We start from the raw sequence: 19,018 nt of genomic DNA on the forward strand, positions 1-19,018 counted from the left end.
GAAGGGACCGCCTGGTTCATCGCGACCACCTGGCTGCGAGGAAAGGGCAGATGCCTTGTCGGCGGCTGCTCGTCCTGCTCAAGCGTCAGGTGCAGGCCGGTGGGATGCGACCGTGTAAGGCGGCGTTGCTGTACACGCTGCTGTACTCCACCATGCCTGGCATGGGACTCAACATCGTCGTGGGCATCCTCGCCGACCCCGAGTTGGACGACGCGGCCGACGAGTTCGGCGAAGACTTCACGGCGATCCGACAGGCACTGGCGGAAGCCAGGCTTCCCGACTGGGCGGAGCCTGACCTCCCCGCCGAGACGGGCGATTTCGAGATGTACGGCTACAGCGGACTGCACAATCTCCGCCGTCTGGCCGTCCACCTGACCGAAACGGGAGCGCTGCCCGCTCGGCAGGACACACTTAAGGCCGCAGACGACCCCCTGCTGGCCCAGGTCTACACCCGTCATCCCCATCACGCGGTGAAGATCGGTGACACGGTCAGGGTGATCGGCTCAGCAGAGGGCGCCGCTGGTCGCTTCGACCATCTCGTACACCATAGCGACTGCCAAGGCTTCTACGTGCCCGTCGATTTCGCGCCGGTACTCATCGACGGAAGAGTCACCGGTGCGTACATCGGCTCGTCCCAGCGGCTGCTGGAGGAGTGCCGGCGGCTCGCCGAGCAGCTCGGCCTGCCAGAGGACCTCGACCCGTGGTCGGATGAGGTCGACGAAGCCCTCGAGGGCGAGGGGGTAGTTCGGGAGGGCTGGCAGCGGTACGGCGTGGAGTCCTTCACCTGCCTGCAGTTGATGGCCGCAGCCCGCCAGTCAATCGCGACGGGTGCTGCGATGGTCTTCTGCTGATCCCCGTCAGGCCAACGACCGGGCGCTCGTCGGCCTGGCCGCCGGCACCGGCCTCCGCTGGGGTGAGCGCGTGCGCCTGCGCTGGGACGCCGTCGACCTCGATGCCGGAACCGTACGAGTGGAGCGGGTGCTGGGCACGGTGACGCGCAAGCCCTACCCCAAGTCCAAGGCCGGACGACGGGAAGTCCCCTTCCGCCTTTCGTGGCCGAGTTGCTCGCCGCGCACCGCGAGCGCTACCCGGCCGGACCGGTCGGAGAAGTGTTCATCAACGCGGCGGGCAGCCCTCTCCGCCGCACGCTCTTAGAGGGCGCGCGCATCCCAAGGCTCTTCCACGAGATCTGTCGTGCGCGAGATCAGAGCATCGAGCGCTTCTACTGGGAGGCCCTTCATCTGAGACAACGCCGCCACGTGAAGCTTCACGCGGTAGCTCATCGACGGTCGGCCCAACCAGGAAAAGCGTCCTCCATCGAAACTTGCTGGAACCGCCATACCTCGTGGGCCGCATCCAACGCGCGAGGCCCTCCTCCTCGATCCCGACTCGCAGATCCGCGCCTCCCAGGACGAGTCGGCATGCGGTGAGGGCGCCTGGGCGGGTGGGACCGAGGCCGTGGAGGGCTACCTGCGCCAGGTGGTCGCCGATCTCAATCGAGTCCCCGGACTGGTGGTCGAGCACGCCGAGTTCGGACACTACGGCTCCGGCTACGCGTCATTTGTGGACGTCTTCCTGACCCGGCGAGACGGATCCGCGCGTCGCGTCGATCCAGACGGCTATACGACGGTCGGAGGATTGTCAGTGGCGTTGTGCCGCCTCGCCCCGATCGCCTGCATCCTGTCGCCCCGCGAGCGCTCCCATCACCCCGACGGTCGCGGGCGCCTCTCCCTGCCATACCTCGATACCGTCATCGAGGTGCCGATCCCCGGATGGGAGGAAGGCGGCGATCAGATCTCCCAGGTCCTGAGTCGACATGGCATCACTCTCGTCGGCCCTCGCCTCCTCCGCCGACCGGCCCTGCCCCACCTGAAGATCGATACGAACCTCGGCGACGGGCCGCACTATTCGATCTTCGATGTCTGGTTCCACTGGATGGACTGATGGCGCACCCGATCCATGGGAGCCGGGCCACCGGAACGGTAGTCAGTCAGAAGATCAGAAAAGGCCACCCGCGTGGTGGCGGATGGCCTCTGAGCTGTGTGGGCGATACTGGGATCGAACCAGTGACCTCTTCGGTGTGAACGAAGCGCTCTCCCGCTGAGCTAATCGCCCGGGATCGTCTGCGCCTCGCGGCGCCGACGGGGAAAACCATACCGCACCCGAGGGGGTGATGGCGAAAGCACGGCCCGGTCGGCTCGATCGTCCCGCCTTCGTCAACACCTTCGAAAGGTTCGCCAGACCGTCCCCGGCGTGGGGGTGTGGTGTCATAGCATCGTGATGCTCCATGCTCGACCTATACGCACGACCTGAGATCATTCGCCCGCAATGGCGTCGCCGGCGCGGCCCCGCCGACACGCAACGCAGAGGTAAGGACAAGCCTGTTGGTGATGTTTGAGCTGGTAGATGACCGAATGTCAAGCTGTGATGTGCGTTACAGAAGGGCCTGGAGGCGGAATCTTTCCTACGGGTCTCTTCGTTCGTCTCGTAGCGCGAGCGCCCGGCGAGGCCCGACCGGACAGTGAAGACGCAGTGAAAGCCCCTGACAGGGGACCCGACGACGAAAAGGTTTGGCTGACGATGAACAGCACCACCGTCTCTGCCGAGCTAGGCCTTCGGCTTGTGGTCCCCGACCGTACGACCGTCCCCCTGCTCGCCGGGCTGAGTTACACGGCCGAGGATCCGTACGCCATCCGGATGGCCTTCCACGTGGGGAATGACGAGCCGGTCGAGTGGATCTTCGCCCGCGAGCTGCTGACCGTCGGCATCGTGCGGCGCGTCGGAGACGGCGACGTCCAGGTGTGGCCGGCCCGGTCGGACGGCGAGCGCACGCTCAACATCAGCCTCACCTCACCTTTCGGCCAGGCCCTGTTCGAGGTGCCGCTGGCCCCCCTCACCGAGTTCCTGCACCGGACCTACGAGCTCGTCCCCGCCGGCCGTGAGACCGACTTCATGGACCTGGACGAGGAGCTCACCAACATGCTCTGGAGCTCCTAGGAATCAGCCCGGCTTCCGCTGGATCCCTTTCATCCGCGCGATCTCGATCTGCTGGCCGGTGACGACGTCCTGGGCCATCGACCGCATGGTGCGGTCCCGTCCCCGGCGCAGCTCCTCCGCCGCCATGCTCACCGCGCCCTCGTGGTGCCGGATCATCAGCGTGAGGAAGAGCCTGTCGAAGGCGCGCTCCCGCGCCGTACGCAGCCGGTTGAGCTCCTCCTCACCGGCCATGCCGTAACCGCTCATGACGTGGTCGTGGCCGGACGGCGGCGTACGGCCCAACCCCCGCAGCCACGACTCCATCACCGCGATCTCCGGACGCTGCCCGTCCATCACGCGGCCGGCCACCGCGGTCACCAGCGGATCGTCGGTACGCGCCGCGGCCAGCCCGGCCATTTCCAGCGCCTGCCGATGATGCGGGATCATCGCCTCGGCGAACCGGACGTCCGCCGCCACCGGCCCTGTCCGCGCGGCCGGACGGTCCGACGGAGGACCACCCGGCTGCCCGGGGGCGCCGGGCACGATCACCGGGGCGTCTGCGCGCGCCGGCAGGGCGGCCCCGGACGAGCAGGCGGCCAGCGCGGGCGCAACTGCCAGCACAACCGTTACCAAACCGGTCCGCACCGGCCGCGGGCTCGACATAGCTTCCATAGTGGGCGATGATCCGCGGACATGGGGGCGATGTGAGTAGACCGAGGCTGAAGGCCGCGCTGGTGGCGACCGTTGTCCTCCTGGCCCCGGCATGCGCCCCCGCCGAGCCCGCTCCGTCGCCGACGGCCGCCGCGGACGGCACGGACGGCATTCCGGCCCGGGACGAGATCAGGCACAGCCCCAACATGAAGGTGGTCGCCAACGTCCCCCTGGCGGCGCCGTTCGACGGCCCGGACGACTGGGGCACCGACATGGCGTTCCAGGGCCGCTACGCGTTCGTGGGCAACTACGGGGGCTTCACCGTGCACGACATCGGCGACCCCGAGCACCCGAAGGCCGTCGCCCGGGTGAGGTGCCCCGGCGGGCAGAACGACATCTCGGTCTCCGGCGACCTGCTGTTCCTGTCGGTCGACGAGCCCCGTACGGACGACACCTGTGCCAGCGAGGCCGGGGACCCGGCGGCCGCGAGCGCGTGGGAGGGCATCCGCGTCTTCGACATCTCCGACAAGGCCCACCCGCGCTATCTGAAGTCCGTACGCACCGAGTGCGGCTCCCACACGCACGCGGTCGTGCCGGGGAAGGACGCCGGGACGGTCTACCTGTACGTGTCCTCCCCGGGCCCGGAGCCGGACACGACGAACTGCGCACCGCCCCACCAGAACATCTCGATCGTGGAGGTTCCCGTCGCCGACCCCGGCAAGGCACGGGTCGTGGCCAAGCCCGAGCTGTTCGCGGGCAGGGCGGCGGGCGAGGACGGGCTGGGCGGCTGCCACGACATCACCGTCTACCCCGAGAAGGACCTGGCCGCCGGCGCCTGCTTCGGCGACGGCGTCCTGCTGGACATCTCCGACCCGGTGCGCCCGAAGCTGCTGCAGACCGTGCGCGACGAGGAGAACTTCTCCATCTGGCACTCGGCCACGTTCAACAACGAGGGCACCAAGGTCGTCTTCAGCGACGAGATGGGCGGCGGGGTGGCCGCCACCTGCCTGCCCTCGGTGAGCGAGACCAAGGGCGCGGACGCGATCTACTCGCTGACGCCGGAGCGCAGGCTCGTGCGGCAGGGCTACTTCAAGATCCCCCGGGTGCAGGACGCCAAGGAGAACTGCGTGGCCCACAACGGCGCGCTGGTGCCCGTGCCGGGCCGTGACGTGATGGTCCAGGGGTGGTACATGGGCGGAGTCTCGGTCTGGGACTTCACCGACTCCGCCCACCCGCAGGAGATCGCCTACTTTGAGCGCGGGCCGCTGGCGCCGGAGCTCCACCTCGGCGGCTCCTGGTCGGCCTACTACTACAACGGCTACATCTACTCCAGCGACATCACCAAGGGACTCGACGTGCTGCGCGTGGACGACCCCCGCACCGATCCCGCCGGGGCCGTACGGATGAAGGAGCTCAACGCCCAGAGCCAGCGCTCCTACTGAGGATCACGGGTCGACGTCGGCCGCCGAGCGCTCGGCGAAGACCTTCATTGCCTCCAGCGTGACCGGGCCGGGCGCCTGGGGCAGCACCTTCCCGTCCACGGCCCTGATCGGCTGGATGTCACGGGTCGTGGAGGTGAGGAAGGCCTCCTCGGCCTCGTACAGCGCCGAGATCGGCACGTCGGTCTCCTCGCCGCCGCACCATTCGAGGGTGAGCGCGCGGGTGACGCCGGCCAGGCAGCCGGAGGCGAGCGTCGGGGTGATCAGGCGCCCGCCGGTGACGATGAAGATGTTGCTCCCCGTGCCCTCGCACAGGTGCCCGGCCAGGTTCTCGAAGATCGCCTCGGCGCCGCCGCGCTCCTTGGCATACGCCAGGGCCTTGGCGTTGTCGCCGTAGGACGTGCTCTTGACGCCGGCCAGCGCGCCGCGCTCGTTGCGCGGCCAGGGCACCACGACGACGTCGGCGGTGGCGGGGAACGGCGCCTGCTCGCCCACGATGACGATCGCGTTCGTGCCGGCCGACCCGCGGTCGGAGCCGAGCGGGCCGGGGCCGCTGGTGTAGGTGATCCTGATGCGCGCCAGGGGCCACTTCGGCGCGGCCGCCAGGCAGCGGCGCACCCCGTCGGCGATCGCGGCGAGGTCGGGCTCGGGCAGGTCCATCCGCTTGGCCGACAGCGCCAGCCGGTCGAGGTGGCGGGTCAGCGCGAAGGACTCCCCGTTCACCGCCTTGACCGTCTCGAACACGCCGTCGCCGACCATCAGCCCGTGGTCGTACACCGAGACCACGGCCCTGTCGGGCTCGTACAGCTCCCCGTTCACCCAGATGGGTACAGACATCTCCTGCTCCGTTCGTTACCGATGTCGCGGGCCGTCTTCGGACGCGAGGCCGATGAGCCTGGCGGCCTTGAGCTCGGTCTCGCGCCACTCCCTCCTGGGGTCGGACCCCCAGGTGATGCCCGCTCCCGTACCGAACCGGATCGTGTCGTGCTCGATCCAGAAGGTGCGGATGCCGACCGCCAGCGCCCCCTCGCGCCGGTCGGCGTCGACCCAGCCCACGGCCCCACAGTACGGCCCCCTGGGCTCTGGTTCGAGCTCGTTGATGATCCGCAGCGCCGACGACTTCGGCGCCCCGGTCACCGATCCCGGAGGGAAGGTGGCGGCGAACAGCTCCGGCCAGCCGGCGCCGCCGGCGAGCCGCGCCCGCACCGTGGACACCAGGTGCACGAGCCCGGGGTGCTCCTCGACCGCGAACAGCGAGGGCACGGTCACCGAGCCTACCTCCGCCACGCGGCCGAGGTCGTTGCGAACGAGGTCGACGATCATGAGGTTCTCGGCGTAGTCCTTGTCGAGGAGATCGTCCGCCGTCACACCGGTCCCCTTGATCGGCCGGGACTCGACCATCCCGCCGCTCCTGGACAGGTACAACTCCGGCGAGGCCGAGACGACGGTCAGCCCGGGCACGCCGACGACGGCCGCGTACGGCGCCGGGTTGCCCTCGGCCAGCCGTACGGCGAGGGCGAGGGGGTCCACGTCCGGGGTGGGCAGCGGCGCGGACAGGACACGGCAGAGGTTGGCCTGGTAGACCTCCCCCCGCTCGATGTAGTCCCTGATCCGCGCGACGCCCCGCTCGTACCCCTCCCGGTCCAGGGACGTGGCCCAGGCCTCGCGGGCGGGTCCTCGCCACGGGCCGCGCGGCGGGGGCAGCGGAGCGGGCCGCACCCGGTCGAACCGCGCGCAGACCACCTTTCCCTCGTACGACACGACCACCGCCCACCAGCCGGAGCCGTCGAGAGCGGCCAGGTCGGTGGTCACCTCTCTCAGGCCCGTGGCCAGGCGGCCCCCGATATGGGCGAAGGCGTCGTACACGTGTCCATTGTCCCTCCCCCGGCGGGGCCGGAAGGTCAGCCGGGGACGGATCGGGACAGCAGGCCGAGCAGCGCGCGGGCGGCCGGGAGCGGCGCCGTGCGCGGCAGGGCCGCGTAGACCGTGCGGCGCGGCGCGAACTCGCCGAGCGACCGCAGCGCCACGTCCCCGCGTACGGCGGGCGCCGCCATGGCGGGCACCAGCGTCACCCCGAGCCCGGCGGCCACGTAGCCGAGCTTGCCGGTCCACTCCCCGATCCGCAGGTCGACCCTGGGCGCGAAACCGGCCCGGGCGCAGGCGGCGCCGAGCATGGTCACCGTGCCGGGAGGGGCGCCCTCGATCCAGCTCTCGTCGCGCAGGTCGCGCAGGTCCACCTTCTCGCACCCGGCCAGCGGGTGGTCGGCGGGGAGGGCGACGAGCAGTTCGTCCTCCAGCAGGGGGGTGACCTCCACCTCCGGACCCGCTCCCAGGCCGGAGGGGTAGTCGCTCACCACCGCGATGTCGATCTCGGCGCGGCCGAGCCCGTCCATCAGCGCCGTGCTGAGGCCCTCCACCATGCTGACCGCCACCTCCGGGCGGGCCGCCCGCAGCTCGCGCAGGGCGGCGGGGACCAGCACGGCGTTGGCCGTGGCGAACGCGCCGACCCGCAGCCGCCCGCCGGTGCCCTGATGGATGGCGGCGAGCTCCTCCCCCGCCCGGCCGAGCCGCTCCAGCACCTCCCGGGCGTAGCGGTGCAGCGTCCGGCCCGCGGGCGTCAGCCGCACCCCCCTGGGCAGCCGTGCGAACAGCGGGCCGCCCGCCTGGGCCTCCAGGGACGCGATGCGCCGGGAGACCGCCGACTGGGTGTAGTTGAGCTGCACCGCGGCGGCCGTGAACGACCCCGTACGGGCCACGACGTCGAGCAGCACAAGCGCGTCGGTGTCGAACATGCTCCGATCCATGAGCGAGAGGAATGAGTGCCATGCAATCTAGTCGCTGGTGGAATGGTTTGTTCCTCCCATAACGTCCAGGGACATGATTGCTTTTCTTGGCCTGGGCCGCATGGGCGTTCCGATGGCCGGACGCCTCGTCGCCGCCGGTCACAAGGTGGCCGTGTGGAACCGTACGCCACGGGGCGTACCAGGCGCGGAGGCGGCCCCCTCCCCCGCCGCGGCCGTCGCCGGAGCGGACGTGGTCATCTCCATGCTGAGCGATCCCGAGGCGGTGTCCGAGGTGGTGCGGGCGGCGCTGCCGGGGCTGCGGCCGGGGTCGGTGCTGGTGGAGATGTCCACGATCGGCCCCGACGCGGTGCGGCGGCTGCGCGGCCTGCTCCCCGCGGGCGTGGGCCTGGTCGACGCGCCCGTGCTGGGCAGCGTGGGCCCGGCCGCCGAGGGCACGCTGGTCGTGCTCGCCGGAGGCGTCCGCGAGGACCTCGACCGCGTGTCGGACGTGCTGCGCGTCTTCGGCACGGTCCACGAGGCGGGCGGGCCGGGAGCGGGCGCCGCGACCAAGCTCGCCGTGATGAGCGCCCTGGTGACCGCTCAGGTGGGGCTGGCGGAGACCCTGGCCTACGCGGACGCGCTCGGGGTGGGCCGCACCGCCCTCCTGGACGTCCTCGGGGCCACACCGCTGGCCGGGCTGGCGGAGCGGCTGCGGCCCGTGGCCGAGTCGGGCCCGTTCGAGACGCGGTACGCCCTCGGCCTGGCCGCCAAGGACCTGCGGCTGGCCACCGAGGGGCCGGGGAGCCGCCAGACGGTGACCGCCGCCGCCCGCGACCTGCTCACGGGGGCGGTCGCGGCCGGGCTGGCGGGGCACGACCTCACCGCCGTCGTCCCGTTCGCGGCGTCCCGGGTGGCGGGGACATCCGGGACGAAGGACGTGCGCGCGGTGAACCCGCCCTCGGTGCCGGCCACCAACGGCCGCTACTCGCATGCCGTGCGTTTCGGGGACCTGCTGTTCGTGTCCGGGCAGGTGGCGCTGGACGAGGACGGGAAGGTCGCCGGCGAGGGCGACCTGGCCCGGCAGTCCGAGATCGTGATGGAGAACCTGGGCCGCATCCTGGCCGACCAGGGCTCCTCGTTCGACCGGATCCTGCACATCAGGACGTTCCTGACCGACATGGACCGGTTGCGCGAGTACGCCGAGGTCCGCGGCCGCTACATCACCGGCGAGCCCCCCGCCAGCACGACCGTGGAGGTCGAGCGGCTGTTCCGGCCGGGCCTGATGATCGAGGTCGAGGTGGTCGCCGCCCTCTGAGGGCTCAACCCAGGGGGCCGGCGGCGGACTCGGCTGCGGCGACCACGGCGCCGCTGCCGACGAGCCGGACGACCGCCTCGATCTCCGGGGCGAGGAAGCGGTCCTGCCCCGGCCCCGCGACGGACTCGCGCAGCGCCGCGACGACCGCGCCGGTCCCCGGCGCCGGCGCGTACGGCGCGCGCAGGTCGAGCGCCCGGGCGGCGGTCAGCAGCTCGATCGCGAGCACGCGGGTGAGCCCGTCGACGGCGCGGCGCAGCTTGCGGCCGGCCGACCAGCCCATCGAGACGTGGTCCTCCTGCATGGCGGAGCTGGGGATCGAGTCGACGCTCGCCGGCACCGCCAGCCGCTTGAGCTCGGAGACGATCGCCGCCTGGGTGTACTGCGCGATCATGTGCCCGGAGTCCACCCCCGGGTCGTCGGCGAGGAAGGCCGGGAGCCCGTGGCTGCGCGCCACGTCGAGCATGCGGTCGGTGCGCCGTTCGGCGATCGAGGCGAGGTCGGCCACGGCGATGGCCAGGAAGTCCAGGACGTACGCCACCGGGGCGCCGTGGAAGTTGCCGTTGGACTCCACGCGCCCGTCGGCGAGCACGACGGGGTTGTCGACGGCGCTGGCGATCTCGCGGGCGGCGACGGCGGACGCGTGGGCGAGGGTGTCCCTGGCGGCCCCGGCGACCTGGGGGGCGCACCGCAGGGAGTAGGCGTCCTGGACGCGGGTGCAGGAGCCGTCGCGGTGCGAGGCCATCACGCCGGAGCCCGCGAGCAGCGTCCGCATGTTCGCCGCCGCCAGCGCCTGGCCGGGGTGGGGCCGCAGCGCCTGCAGATCGGCCGCGAACACGTAGTCGGTGCCGAGCAGCGCCTCCACGCTCATCGCGGCGCTGATGTCGGCGGTCGTGAGGAGCCGGGACAGGTCGTGCAGCGCGAGCACCAGCATTCCGAGCATGCCGTCGGTGCCGTTGATGAGCGCGAGCCCCTCCTTGGCGGCCAGCTCGACGGGCTCGACGCCGCATTCCTTGAGCGCCTCGGCGGCGGGACGCAGGCGTCCCTCGGCGTCCCGCACGACGCCCTCGCCCATGACCGTCAGGGCGACGTGGGCGAGCGGGGCGAGGTCTCCCGAGCAGCCGAGGCTGCCGTACTCGTGGACGACCGGGGTGAGCCGGGCGTTGAGCAGGGACTCCAGCACCCGGGCCGTGGCGGGGCGCACGCCGGTGTGCCCGGTGGCGAGCGTGCGCAGGCGCAGCAGCATCATGGCCCGCACGACCTCGGTCTCCACCTCGGGGCCGGAACCGGCCGCGTGCGAGCGGACGAGACTGCGCTGGAGCTGGGCGCGCAGCGAGGGGTCGATGTGCCGGGTGGCGAGGGCGCCGAAGCCGGTGGAGACGCCGTAGGCGGGGGTGTCGGCCTCCGCGAGCTCCTCGATCCGCCCCCGTGAGGCCGCCATCTCGGCGATCGCGTCGTCCGTCAGGCGGATCGGTGCGGCGTACCTCGCGACCCGGACCACGTCGTCGAAGGCGAGCGGCCCGGGGCCGACGGCCACGACCTCGTTGTCGTGCATCGTCCCACTCTTTCACGTCGGCACGCGCGTGCCCGCGCGTGATGAGTAACCAGCGTATCTCAGCTTAGGTCCTTACATCCAAAGATCCTCTCCAGCCCCTCACGCCCCTCGGCGGTCACCCGGAGAGCCCGGGGCACGGTGCCGCGCACCAGCCACTCCCGGGCCAGGAGCCGGTCCAGGACCGCGGCGCCGAGCGCCCCGCCCAGATGCGGCCGGCGTTCCAGCCAGTCGAGGCAGTCGGGGGCGAACCTGCGGCGGGCGCGGCGCACCCGCTCCACGTCCACGCCCAGCTCCGTCAGCGCCTCGGCGCCGCTCGCGGTCAGCAGACAGCCGCCGTCGGCCTCGACCAGACGCCCCTCGCGCACCAGCGCGTCGTACAGCTCGACACCCGCCCGTCCGGCGAGGTGGTCGTAACAGCTGCGGGCCTGCCGCAGCAGCACGGCCCGCCGAGACTGCCGCAGGGACCGCACGGCGACACGCCCGCTGACCCGGGCCAGGACCTCGATGACGCGGGCGACGTCGGGGCCGGCGAGGCGGTAGTAGCGATGCCGTCCCTGTTTGACCACGGTCACCAGCCCCCCGTCGAGGAGCCGGGCCAGATGGGAGCTGGCGGTGGGGGCGCTCACGCCGGCGATCCTGGCCAGTTCCCCGGCCGCCAGCGCCCTGCCGTCGAGCAGCGCGGTGAGCATGGCGGCGCGGGCGCCGTCCGCGATCAGGGCCGCGACGGGGGCGATGTCGGCGTCTCCCTCGATCTCGGCCGTCGCGGGCCGCGGCGTGCCCCCGGGGACGCCGGGGGTCGCGGCGTGGGTGTGGTCATGCGTCACGGACATGTTCCGACGCTAACCCGAGAACGGTTCGACGGCGCTGGAAGCATCGGCCGCAACTCGCGGCGTGAGCAGGGAGAACGCCGTTGATTTGGGGAGTCGCGGGAGATTGGATAAAGTGCTCCACGTGAGTCCGGCCGAGAGCCGGGACGCGGAAGTGGCTCAGTGGTAGAGCATCACCTTGCCAAGGTGAGGGTCGCGGGTTCGAATCCCGTCTTCCGCTCGGAGCTTGACACTGTGCAGCTTGTCACAGTGCAGGATGACGCGGTGGAGTGGCCGAGAGGCGAGGCAGCGGCCTGCAAAGCCGCGTACACGGGTTCAAATCCCGTCTCCACCTCTTGGTTCGTCCAAGGGCGATTAGCTCAGCGGGAGAGCGCTTCCCTGACACGGAAGAGGTCACTGGTTCAATCCCAGTATCGCCCACCAGCAAGAACAGGCACGAGAGGCCGGATCCCGAGATCGGGATCCGGCCTTTCGCTCGTCCGGCCCTCGGTGGCACACGACGAGCGCCTCCCCCGGTCGCGGGCGATCTCACACCCGGTCGTACACGAGGAGCCCGTCGTCGCGCACGCGGGCGCCGGAGGCCGGCGCGTGTTCGGTGAGCCCTCCCTCATGCGACAGGTGCAGCACGCGCGCTCCCCGCACGAGGACGGCGAAGTCGGCGATGATCCGCCGGTGGCAGCGCCACCACACCGCCTCCGCGCACATCACGGCGGTCCGGGCCGCCCGCGCCTGCGCCAGCAGGTCGTCCATGGCGGCCAGGAACTCGGGATGCCGCGAGTATCCGGCGTATCCCCGGAACGATGCGTTCTCCCAGAAGGCGTCCGGCGAGTCCGGAGCCGCCTTGCGGAACCCGCCCAGGCGCCCGTCCCATCGATAGCCGATCCCCGCCTCGGGCAGCCAGCCTGCCAGCGCCGTACGGCCGGCATCGGGGTTGCGCCTGCTGCCGGGTGCGGTCCGGACGTCGACCACCTCCCGTACACCGGCACCGTGCAGCAGCGGGGTCAGGCGCCCACGCGGCGCGGTGCCGTGCCCGAACGTCAGCAGCGTTACGCGGGCAGCGGAGATCTCGCCCTCGACCCCCGGCACCGGCCCGCTCATTCCAGGCTCCCCTCATGAGGTCCCCGCGACGATCGCCCCCTTCGCGGATGGCCACGCCGGAAGGCACGGCGACGGACGGCCGTCCGGGCACGCCGGGCGGCCGGCTTCCGCAGGGCGCGCGCGGTCAGTCGGTCCGCGTGGAGAGCTCGTCGAAGAGCTCCAGCGCGGCCCGGCGCACGTCGTCGGGCGAGATGCCGTTCAGGGTGCTGCGGGCCTGGGCGGCGTCGCGGGTCGTGGCGAAGGTGATCGCGACCGACTTGGCGGCCGCGTGGCGCAGTGATCCGGTGGGCGCGCTGTCGGCCAGTGCCTGCGCGCTCGCAGCCAGGTCGAGGTTGTCTTTGCCGAACGGAGTGGTCAAAGCGTTCTCCTGGGATGTGGCGGCGTCGCCCCATTATCCGCGATGGCGTCGCGACGTGGGGCGGCACCCGCGCTGTTCGCGTGTCCCGTCCCGTTCGACCGGATCAGCGGCCCGCCAGGCGGGCCCGTACGACGAGGTCGTGCAGGGCGTCGCGGGCCGACGGGGCGTCCGGCAGCGCGGCGACGTCCCGGGCGTCTTCCAGGCGGGCGGTGAGCGCGTCGAGGTCGGCAGCGAGCCGTTCGCTGCCGGGCGCGCCGCCCGGCAGCCCGCCGTGCTCGGCCGCCCGCTTGGCCTCCACCAGGCCGGGCAGGTACGACGGCCCGTCGTCGAGGAGCAGGGTGAGGTCGGCGACGAGCTCGCCCGTGCGCATGAGGTGGATGCCCGTCAGCAGCACCCGGAACGCGTAGAGCAGCGGCTTCAGCTCCCCCGTGCGGTCGAACAGCCGCCGCTGGGTGCGTGCGAAACCGAGGTAGTGATGGGCGTGGTGCCGGGTCAGGCAGCCCCGCGCGAGGGCCCGCATCTCCTCGTGCAGCGGGGAGGTGGTCACGACCAGCGGCGACAGCAGCTGTTCGAGGACGTAGCCGTTGCGGCCGAGCAGCAGCCGGCAGAACTTGGCGAGGTCGTGGGTCACGAGGTCGACCTCCACGCCCTCGCGCACCCACGAGCGGGTCACGGTCTCCTCCCCGATGCGCAGGCCGACGACCTCCTCGGCGGGCAGCACGTGCACGCCGCGCAGGTCGACGTCGGAGTCCACTGATGGGAACCCGTACAGGTGCGCGCCGCTGACCGTGGCGAACGCCAGCGGGTGCCGCTCGCCGGCAGCGATCTCGGGCAGCCAGGGCGGCAGGACCTCGGTCACGGCCTCTCTCCTTCCGCGCGGGTCACAGGGCCGACCTCCGCACGTCGATCAGGAACTCCTCGACGGCCGCCCGGTCCGGGCGGCCGGGCAGCGCGCTCCCGGCCCACTCGTCCAGCTCGGCCAGCAGCCGCGCGCGCCACGCCAGCACCTCGGGCCAGGGCGTCTCGCCCCGCCGTACGGCGAGCAGCCGGTCGCGGCAGGCGCTCGCGTCGATCGACGGCTCCCCGTGCCGGGCCAGGTGGACGGCGCCCCGCAGCAGCCGGATCATGTGCATCGCCATCTTCCACCGCCTGACGTCGCCGTCCGGCCCGGGCGGGTCCTGCGGCCCGAGCCGGCGGAACTGCCGTTCGGCCGAACCCGCGAACGCCCGCTCGGCCTTCCCGGACAGGAAGGCCCGGCGTATCGCCAGCAGCCGCTCGCCCACCGGGGTGGACAGCTCCACCAGCGGCGACCACAGGCACTCCAGCACGACCGGGTTGCCCTCCAGCGCGAGGACGCAGAACCGCTCGACCTCCCAGGAGAACTGCTCGGGCAGCGGCCCCTCCACGTGATCCGGCGGTTTGTCGAGCCGCCAGAACATCGGGGTGGGCGTCACGAACACGCCCCGCCTGTCGACGTCCGACTCCTCGGTCTCCAGCCCGTACGCGCGCGAGCCGATCACGACCGACAGGACGGTGCCGGCGGGGGCCGCCAGGGTCATGTCGCCAGATCTCGTCACGAAGGTAGGCTCCCGGTCCGGGACGCGGAAAGGTAGCGAATTAATGGCCGACTTCGGACATGAGCTGTGGTTCGGGGCGTTTCTCACGCCGGACGCGGCGGGACACCACCGGATCGTCCGGCAGGCCGTGCTGGCCGACGAGATCGGGCTCGACGTCATCGGCGTCCAGGACCACCCCTACCAGCCGTCGTTCCTGGACACCTGGACGCTGCTGGCCACGCTCGCGGGGCGCACCGAGCGGGTGCGGCTGTTCCCCGACGTGGTGAACCTGCCGCTGCGGCCGCCGGCGGTGCTCGCCAGGGCCGCCGCGTCCCTCGACATTTTGAGCGGCGGCCGGGTCGAGCTGGGGCTCGGCTCCGGCGCGTTCTGGGACGGCATCGCCGCCATGGGTGGCCCGCGCCGCGGCCCCGGCGAGGCCGTGGACGCGCTGGAGGAGGCCGTCGCGGTCCTCCGCGCGCTGTGGACGCCGGGCGGTGAGCCCGTACGGCTCGACGGCAGGCACTACCGGCTGGACGGCGCGCGTCCGGGGCCGTTCCCCCCGCATCCGATCGGGCTGTGGATCGGCGCCTACAAGCGGCGCATGCTGGAGCTGACCGGGCGGCTCGGCGACGGGTGGGTGCCCTCGTCCGGGTACGCCGCGCCGGGCGAGCTGGGCGCGATGAGCGAGATCCTCGACGCCGCGGCCGAGCGGGCCGGGCGCGACCCCGGCGAGATCCGCCGCGTCTACAACATCGACGGCCGCTTCTCCGCCGTCGCCGGGGAGGGCTTCCTCGACGGGCCGCCGGCCGTCTGGGCCGAGCAGCTGACCGAGCTCGCGCTCCGCCACGGCATGAGCGTGTTCGTGCTCGCCGTGGACGACGACAGGGACCTCAAGGTCTTCGCCGAGGAGGTCGCCCCCGCCGTACGCGAGGCCGTGGCGCGGGAGCGCGGACGGGCCCCGGGGGCGAGCACCGGGAGCCCGATCCGGGTCGCGGGCGGGACACCGGCGGGGGCGGCGCTCGACGAGGCCACCCGGCCCCGGCTGCCCAAGCGGGACATCACCGCGCTCACGCCCCAGCAGCAGGCCAACGGCCGCCGGCTCGTGCTCATCCACGACCACCTGCGCCGGGAGCTGACCCAGATCAGGGACGCCCTGGAGCAGGTCGCCGCGGGCCGCTCCGACGCCGCCGCCCTCCGCTCGATGATCAACGAGCTCACCATGCGGCAGAACTACTGGACGCTCGGCACGTTCTGCGCGTCGTACTGCCGCCTGCTGACCACCCACCACACGATCGAGGACGAGCACATGTTCCCGATGCTGGCCTCGGCGCAGGAGTCGCTGGCGCCGGTCGTGGCCCGGCTGGAGCAGGAGCACGAGGTCATCGCCGGGGTGCTGACGGAGCTGGACGCCGCGCTCATCGCCATGATCGAGGACCCGGACCGGCTCGACGGCGTACGCGACCAGGTGGACCTGCTGTCGGACGTGCTGCTGTCGCACCTGCGCTACGAGGAGGAGGAGCTCGTGGAGCCCATCGCCCGCCTCAACCTGGACATCTGACACCCCCGCCGATCACGGCCCGGCTCGCAGGACGACCTCGGCCGGCACGGCCGGGCCGAGGTCGTCCGGATTCAGCCGGCCTTCACCAGGAGGCGCCGCGGCCGGTGGATCAAATCGTCGGTCCATCGCACGGCCGCGAGGTCCTCCTGCGCGCGCAGGCCCGGCAGCCGCGTGACCAGGGCGCGGAACGCCTCCTGCAGCTCCATCCTGGCCAGGTTCGCCCCCAGGCAGTAGTGGGGGCCGTGACCGAACGCCAGCTGCGGATTGGGCGTCGCCCCGGCGAACCTCCGGATGTCGAACCGCGACGGATCGTCGAACGCCGAGGGATCGTGATTGGCGGCCGCCGGGTTGGGCAGGACGACGGTCCCCGCCGGGATGGTGCCGCCGGACAGCTCGACGTCCTCCGTCACCAGCCGGAGCAGGCCGTTCCCGCCCGGCCCCTCGTATCGCAGGATCTCCTCCACCGCGGATTCCAGCAGCTCGGGCCGGGCGGCCAGCTCCGCGTACCGCTCCGGGTGGCACAGCAGGCGGAACGTGCCCCGGATGATGATCGAGGCGGTCGTCTCGTGCCCCGCCATGATCAGCGTGAACACCATGTGGGTCAGCTCGTCCTCGCTCAGCGCGTCCTCCCCGTCGCGCGCCGAGATGAGCAGGTCGATGAGGTCGTCGCCCGGCCTGGTCCGGTGCTCCGCGATCAGTTCGCGCGCGTACGCCATGAACGCGGCGAACCCCTCCGCCCTGGCTTCGGCGCTCGCCTCGGAGGAGGACAGGAACATCTCCGTCCAGCCGCGGAACTGCTCGAACCGGTCCATCGGCACGCCGAGCACCTCGCAGATCACCCGTGCGGGCAGCGGCAGGGCGAAGTCGGCGACCACGTCGAACTCGTCGCCGGCCGCGGCGAGCAGTTCGCCGGCGATGGCCGCCGCCCGGGGCCGCCAGCGCTCGATCTGCCGGGGGGTGAAGGTGCTCTGCATGATGCGGCGGTAGCGGGTGTGTTCGGGCGGATCCTGGTTGATCAGCGCCGCCGGGTCGTCGTCCAGGCCGGTGCCGCTGACCATTCTGGGCAGGCCCGCCGCCCGCAGGTTGCGGCTGCCGGCGGGCGAGGTGAGCACGGTCCTGACGTCCTCGTACCTGACGATCATCGGAGCCCGGTCTCCGCTCGGCATGGTGACCGGCTCCATCGGGCCATCCGCCTGCCTGCGTGCGAGATCGGGCGAGGGGGTGCCCAGGGGGCCGGGCGGAAAGTCGGGCCAGGGCCATGTGGTGCCGGACCGGTCTGTCATCGTCGCCTCCGGGCGTCGCCTGTCCTCCACGCTGCCCGGAACGTACGTACCGGCCCCCGGCCGGTCAATGTCCCGCCATGGCCACACCTCCGTGCGGGCCCCCGGCGACGGGGGTCACGGGCAGGCGTGTTTCGCACACAGAACGACGCCCCTCTGGGATGATCTCGAGGAAAACCGTCGGACGTCGAGAGACCGTGACTGATGCCCCCCATTGACCAAATAACCGCCTTCGTGTCGGCCCATCCGGTCGGAACAGCCATCATCAGCGTCATCGCCCTGGTCCTGCTGGTCCTGGCCTTCTTCGCCCTGCGCGCCCTGATCCGTCTCTTCCGCCGCTGGGCGGCCGGCCGGCCCACCGAGGACATCCTCACCATCGTCGCCGCCAGCATCGCCACGGGCGTCTCCGCCCAGGGCATGTGGCGCTTCTCCGGCGACGTCCTCGGGTTCGACGGGCCGCTGCGGCTCCTGCTGTTCGCCTTCATCGAGGTCGCCGTCATCACCAGCGCCGTACGGGCGCGCCGCAACATGCGGGAGAACTACTCGGCCGGCATCGACGGCATCGCCGTGTGGGTCTTCACCTCCCTGTCGGCCGTCCTGTCGAGCATGGACGCCCGCAGCGTCGCCGAGGCCGTCTTCCGCCTCGCCGCCCCGCTCGTCGCCGCCTGGCTGTGGGAGCGCGGCATGGCCATCGAGCGGGTCCGCATCACCGGCAGGGGCCGCATCAACTGGCGGCTCACCCCCGAGCGGGTGCTGGTCCGGGTCGGCCTGGCCGAGGCGAGCGACCGTACGGCGAGCGAGGTGGACGCCCACCGGAGGCTGACCAGGGTGGCGCTGGCCGCCAAGCGGGTCCGCGCGCTGCGCGAGGCGGGGGCGTCCGGCCGCAAGCTGCGGACCGCGATGGCCAGGCTCGACAAGGCGATGGACCAGGCCGTGGAGTACACCGGCCTCGCCGTGGACGAGAAGCGGCAGGAGGCCCTGCTGTCCCAGATCGGCGCGCTCTACAACACCTCCGCGCTGATCGACCTCGCTCCGCCGGTGCCCTGGGCGCCCGAACCCGAGCAGCCGCCGGCCGCCGTGGCGCTGCCCGCCGCGGCCATCGCCGAGCTGATCGACGACGAGGAGGAGGACGTCGCGGCCGAGCCGGCACCCGTCGTCGACACCGCCCAGCGCGCGGCCCAGCTGCGGACCGCCCGGCAGTACTGGGACCAGCAGATCGCGCGCAGGTACGTCCCCCGGGCCGCCGACATCGCCCAGGAGGTGGGCATCCCGCTCCTCGTCGCCAAGGAGTGGCGGGCGCTGTGGAAGCTCGAACCCCAGGCGTACGCGCTGATCGAGGCGGCGTACCGGGAGCACGGCATCGTCGACACCGGCACGTTCCCGGCCATCGAGGTGCCCGAGCGTGAGCGCGTGCTCGTCGTGAACGGCTCCGCCGCGGGAGCGGCCGCGCACGACTCCTGACCGAGGCGGCCCCGCCCGGCCGTACGGGCGGGGCGAACGGGGGCGGGGGGGGCGGCCCCGGCTCGGCCCCCCCCCCCCCCGCGGGAACGAGAGCAAGTTTGGCCCGGGCCCCCCCCCCCCCCCCCCCCCCCCCCGCCGCCAGGGCGGGCGGGGGGGGTGTGAGG

Annotated in this window: 19 protein-coding genes and 4 tRNA genes; 11 read left to right on the forward strand and 12 right to left on the reverse strand. The window is 72.3% G+C overall.

From position 1 onward, the window contains the following. Positions 1 to 161: 161 nt before the first annotated feature. The 3 genes from AB0J39_RS20080 to AB0J39_RS20090 all read left to right on the forward strand — a co-directional run bounded on the left by AB0J39_RS20080 (position 162) and on the right by AB0J39_RS20090 (position 1,944). Complete coding sequence (locus tag AB0J39_RS20080) at positions 162 to 851, forward strand: hypothetical protein (RefSeq protein ID WP_363466752.1); 690 nt, start codon at positions 162 to 164, stop codon at positions 849 to 851. After that, entirely contained in the window at positions 829 to 1,155 is a 327-nt protein-coding gene (locus tag AB0J39_RS20085; protein WP_363466754.1) for a tyrosine-type recombinase/integrase, read from the forward strand. The genes AB0J39_RS20080 and AB0J39_RS20085 overlap by 23 nt, the downstream gene beginning before the upstream one ends. 303 nt (positions 1,156 to 1,458) lie before the next feature. Further along, positions 1,459 to 1,944 (forward strand): hypothetical protein, encoded by a 486-nt coding sequence (locus AB0J39_RS20090; RefSeq protein ID WP_363466755.1) that lies wholly within the window; start codon positions 1,459 to 1,461, stop codon positions 1,942 to 1,944. Positions 1,945 to 2,043: 99 nt separating this feature from the next. Here AB0J39_RS20090 and AB0J39_RS20095 read toward each other — a convergent pair. Continuing rightward, positions 2,044 to 2,115: transfer RNA gene (locus tag AB0J39_RS20095), tRNA-Val, on the reverse strand. A 465-nt stretch (positions 2,116 to 2,580) separates the two neighbouring features. Here AB0J39_RS20095 and AB0J39_RS20100 point away from each other — a divergent pair. Further along, positions 2,581 to 2,997 carry an SsgA family sporulation/cell division regulator gene (locus AB0J39_RS20100; protein ID WP_036329836.1) on the forward strand — a complete coding sequence of 139 codons (417 nt, stop codon included), beginning with the start codon at positions 2,581 to 2,583 and terminating at the stop codon, positions 2,995 to 2,997. 3 nt (positions 2,998 to 3,000) lie between these two features. Here the strand turns inward: AB0J39_RS20100 and AB0J39_RS20105 are convergent, their stop codons facing one another. Beyond that, on the reverse strand, positions 3,001 to 3,597 hold the full coding sequence (locus tag AB0J39_RS20105) for a DUF305 domain-containing protein (protein WP_363466757.1): 597 nt from the start codon (positions 3,595 to 3,597) through the stop codon (positions 3,001 to 3,003). Between the two features lie 83 nt (positions 3,598 to 3,680). Here AB0J39_RS20105 and AB0J39_RS20110 point away from each other — a divergent pair, with 83 nt between their 5' ends. After that, positions 3,681 to 5,069 (forward strand): hypothetical protein, encoded by a 1,389-nt coding sequence (locus AB0J39_RS20110; protein ID WP_363466759.1) that lies wholly within the window; start codon positions 3,681 to 3,683, stop codon positions 5,067 to 5,069. A gap of 3 nt (positions 5,070 to 5,072) precedes the next feature. On the opposite strand, the gene AB0J39_RS20115 is transcribed toward AB0J39_RS20110, so the two are convergent. The 3 genes from AB0J39_RS20115 to AB0J39_RS20125 are packed head-to-tail and all read right to left on the reverse strand — an operon-like array spanning position 5,073 to position 7,858. Then, a complete protein-coding gene (locus AB0J39_RS20115; RefSeq protein ID WP_363466760.1) occupies positions 5,073 to 5,903 on the reverse strand; it encodes an aminotransferase class IV in 831 nt (276 codons plus the stop codon). A gap of 15 nt (positions 5,904 to 5,918) precedes the next feature. After that, positions 5,919 to 6,932, reverse strand: coding sequence for a chorismate-binding protein (locus tag AB0J39_RS20120; RefSeq protein WP_363466762.1), 1,014 nt, complete (start codon positions 6,930 to 6,932; stop codon positions 5,919 to 5,921). 35 nt (positions 6,933 to 6,967) lie between these two features. Further along, positions 6,968 to 7,858, reverse strand: a complete 891-nt coding sequence (locus AB0J39_RS20125; RefSeq protein ID WP_363466764.1) for a LysR family transcriptional regulator — start codon at positions 7,856 to 7,858, stop codon at positions 6,968 to 6,970. An 85-nt stretch (positions 7,859 to 7,943) separates the two neighbouring features. Here AB0J39_RS20125 and AB0J39_RS20130 point away from each other — a divergent pair, with 85 nt between their 5' ends. Continuing rightward, positions 7,944 to 9,164: an NAD(P)-binding domain-containing protein gene (locus AB0J39_RS20130; RefSeq protein ID WP_363466766.1), complete on the forward strand. Its 1,221-nt coding sequence runs from the start codon at positions 7,944 to 7,946 to the stop codon at positions 9,162 to 9,164. Positions 9,165 to 9,168: 4 nt separating this feature from the next. Here the strand turns inward: AB0J39_RS20130 and hutH are convergent, their stop codons facing one another. Further along, positions 9,169 to 10,716, reverse strand: coding sequence for a histidine ammonia-lyase (hutH, locus tag AB0J39_RS20135; RefSeq protein ID WP_363466769.1), 1,548 nt, complete (start codon positions 10,714 to 10,716; stop codon positions 9,169 to 9,171). A 59-nt stretch (positions 10,717 to 10,775) separates the two neighbouring features. Further along, positions 10,776 to 11,546 carry a helix-turn-helix domain-containing protein gene (locus AB0J39_RS20140; protein ID WP_363466770.1) on the reverse strand — a complete coding sequence of 257 codons (771 nt, stop codon included), beginning with the start codon at positions 11,544 to 11,546 and terminating at the stop codon, positions 10,776 to 10,778. 145 nt (positions 11,547 to 11,691) lie between these two features. Between AB0J39_RS20140 and AB0J39_RS20145 the strand changes: the two genes are divergently transcribed. The 3 genes from AB0J39_RS20145 (at position 11,692) to AB0J39_RS20155 (ending at position 11,966) form a co-directional block, all read left to right on the forward strand. After that, a tRNA-Gly gene (locus AB0J39_RS20145) sits at positions 11,692 to 11,763 on the forward strand. A gap of 43 nt (positions 11,764 to 11,806) precedes the next feature. Then, a tRNA-Cys gene (locus tag AB0J39_RS20150) sits at positions 11,807 to 11,877 on the forward strand. A gap of 14 nt (positions 11,878 to 11,891) precedes the next feature. Continuing rightward, positions 11,892 to 11,966: transfer RNA gene (locus tag AB0J39_RS20155), tRNA-Val, on the forward strand. Between the two features lie 105 nt (positions 11,967 to 12,071). Here AB0J39_RS20155 and AB0J39_RS20160 read toward each other — a convergent pair. The 4 genes from AB0J39_RS20160 to AB0J39_RS20175 all read right to left on the reverse strand — a co-directional run bounded on the left by AB0J39_RS20160 (position 12,072) and on the right by AB0J39_RS20175 (position 14,576). Then, a complete protein-coding gene (locus AB0J39_RS20160; protein ID WP_363466772.1) occupies positions 12,072 to 12,641 on the reverse strand; it encodes a DUF488 domain-containing protein in 570 nt (189 codons plus the stop codon). A gap of 124 nt (positions 12,642 to 12,765) precedes the next feature. Next, positions 12,766 to 12,999, reverse strand: coding sequence for a hypothetical protein (locus AB0J39_RS20165; RefSeq protein ID WP_346227174.1), 234 nt, complete (start codon positions 12,997 to 12,999; stop codon positions 12,766 to 12,768). A gap of 103 nt (positions 13,000 to 13,102) precedes the next feature. Beyond that, positions 13,103 to 13,858 (reverse strand): nucleotidyltransferase domain-containing protein, encoded by a 756-nt coding sequence (locus AB0J39_RS20170; RefSeq protein ID WP_363466773.1) that lies wholly within the window; start codon positions 13,856 to 13,858, stop codon positions 13,103 to 13,105. A 22-nt stretch (positions 13,859 to 13,880) separates the two neighbouring features. Next, complete coding sequence (locus tag AB0J39_RS20175) at positions 13,881 to 14,576, reverse strand: nucleotidyltransferase domain-containing protein (RefSeq protein WP_363466776.1); 696 nt, start codon at positions 14,574 to 14,576, stop codon at positions 13,881 to 13,883. 43 nt (positions 14,577 to 14,619) lie between these two features. Here AB0J39_RS20175 and AB0J39_RS20180 point away from each other — a divergent pair, with 43 nt between their 5' ends. Further along, positions 14,620 to 16,113, forward strand: coding sequence for an LLM class flavin-dependent oxidoreductase (locus AB0J39_RS20180; protein WP_363466778.1), 1,494 nt, complete (start codon positions 14,620 to 14,622; stop codon positions 16,111 to 16,113). 71 nt (positions 16,114 to 16,184) lie between these two features. Here AB0J39_RS20180 and AB0J39_RS20185 read toward each other — a convergent pair whose 3' ends face one another. After that, a complete protein-coding gene (locus tag AB0J39_RS20185; RefSeq protein ID WP_363466780.1) occupies positions 16,185 to 17,396 on the reverse strand; it encodes a cytochrome P450 in 1,212 nt (403 codons plus the stop codon). A gap of 201 nt (positions 17,397 to 17,597) precedes the next feature. On the opposite strand from AB0J39_RS20185, the gene AB0J39_RS20190 reads away from it, so the two are divergent. Beyond that, positions 17,598 to 18,854, forward strand: a complete 1,257-nt coding sequence (locus AB0J39_RS20190; RefSeq protein ID WP_363466782.1) for a hypothetical protein — start codon at positions 17,598 to 17,600, stop codon at positions 18,852 to 18,854. Positions 18,855 to 19,018: the final 164 nt, after the last annotated feature.

Source organism: Microbispora sp. NPDC049633, assembly GCF_040675265.1.
Classification (GTDB): domain Bacteria; phylum Actinomycetota; class Actinomycetes; order Streptosporangiales; family Streptosporangiaceae; genus Microbispora; species Microbispora maris.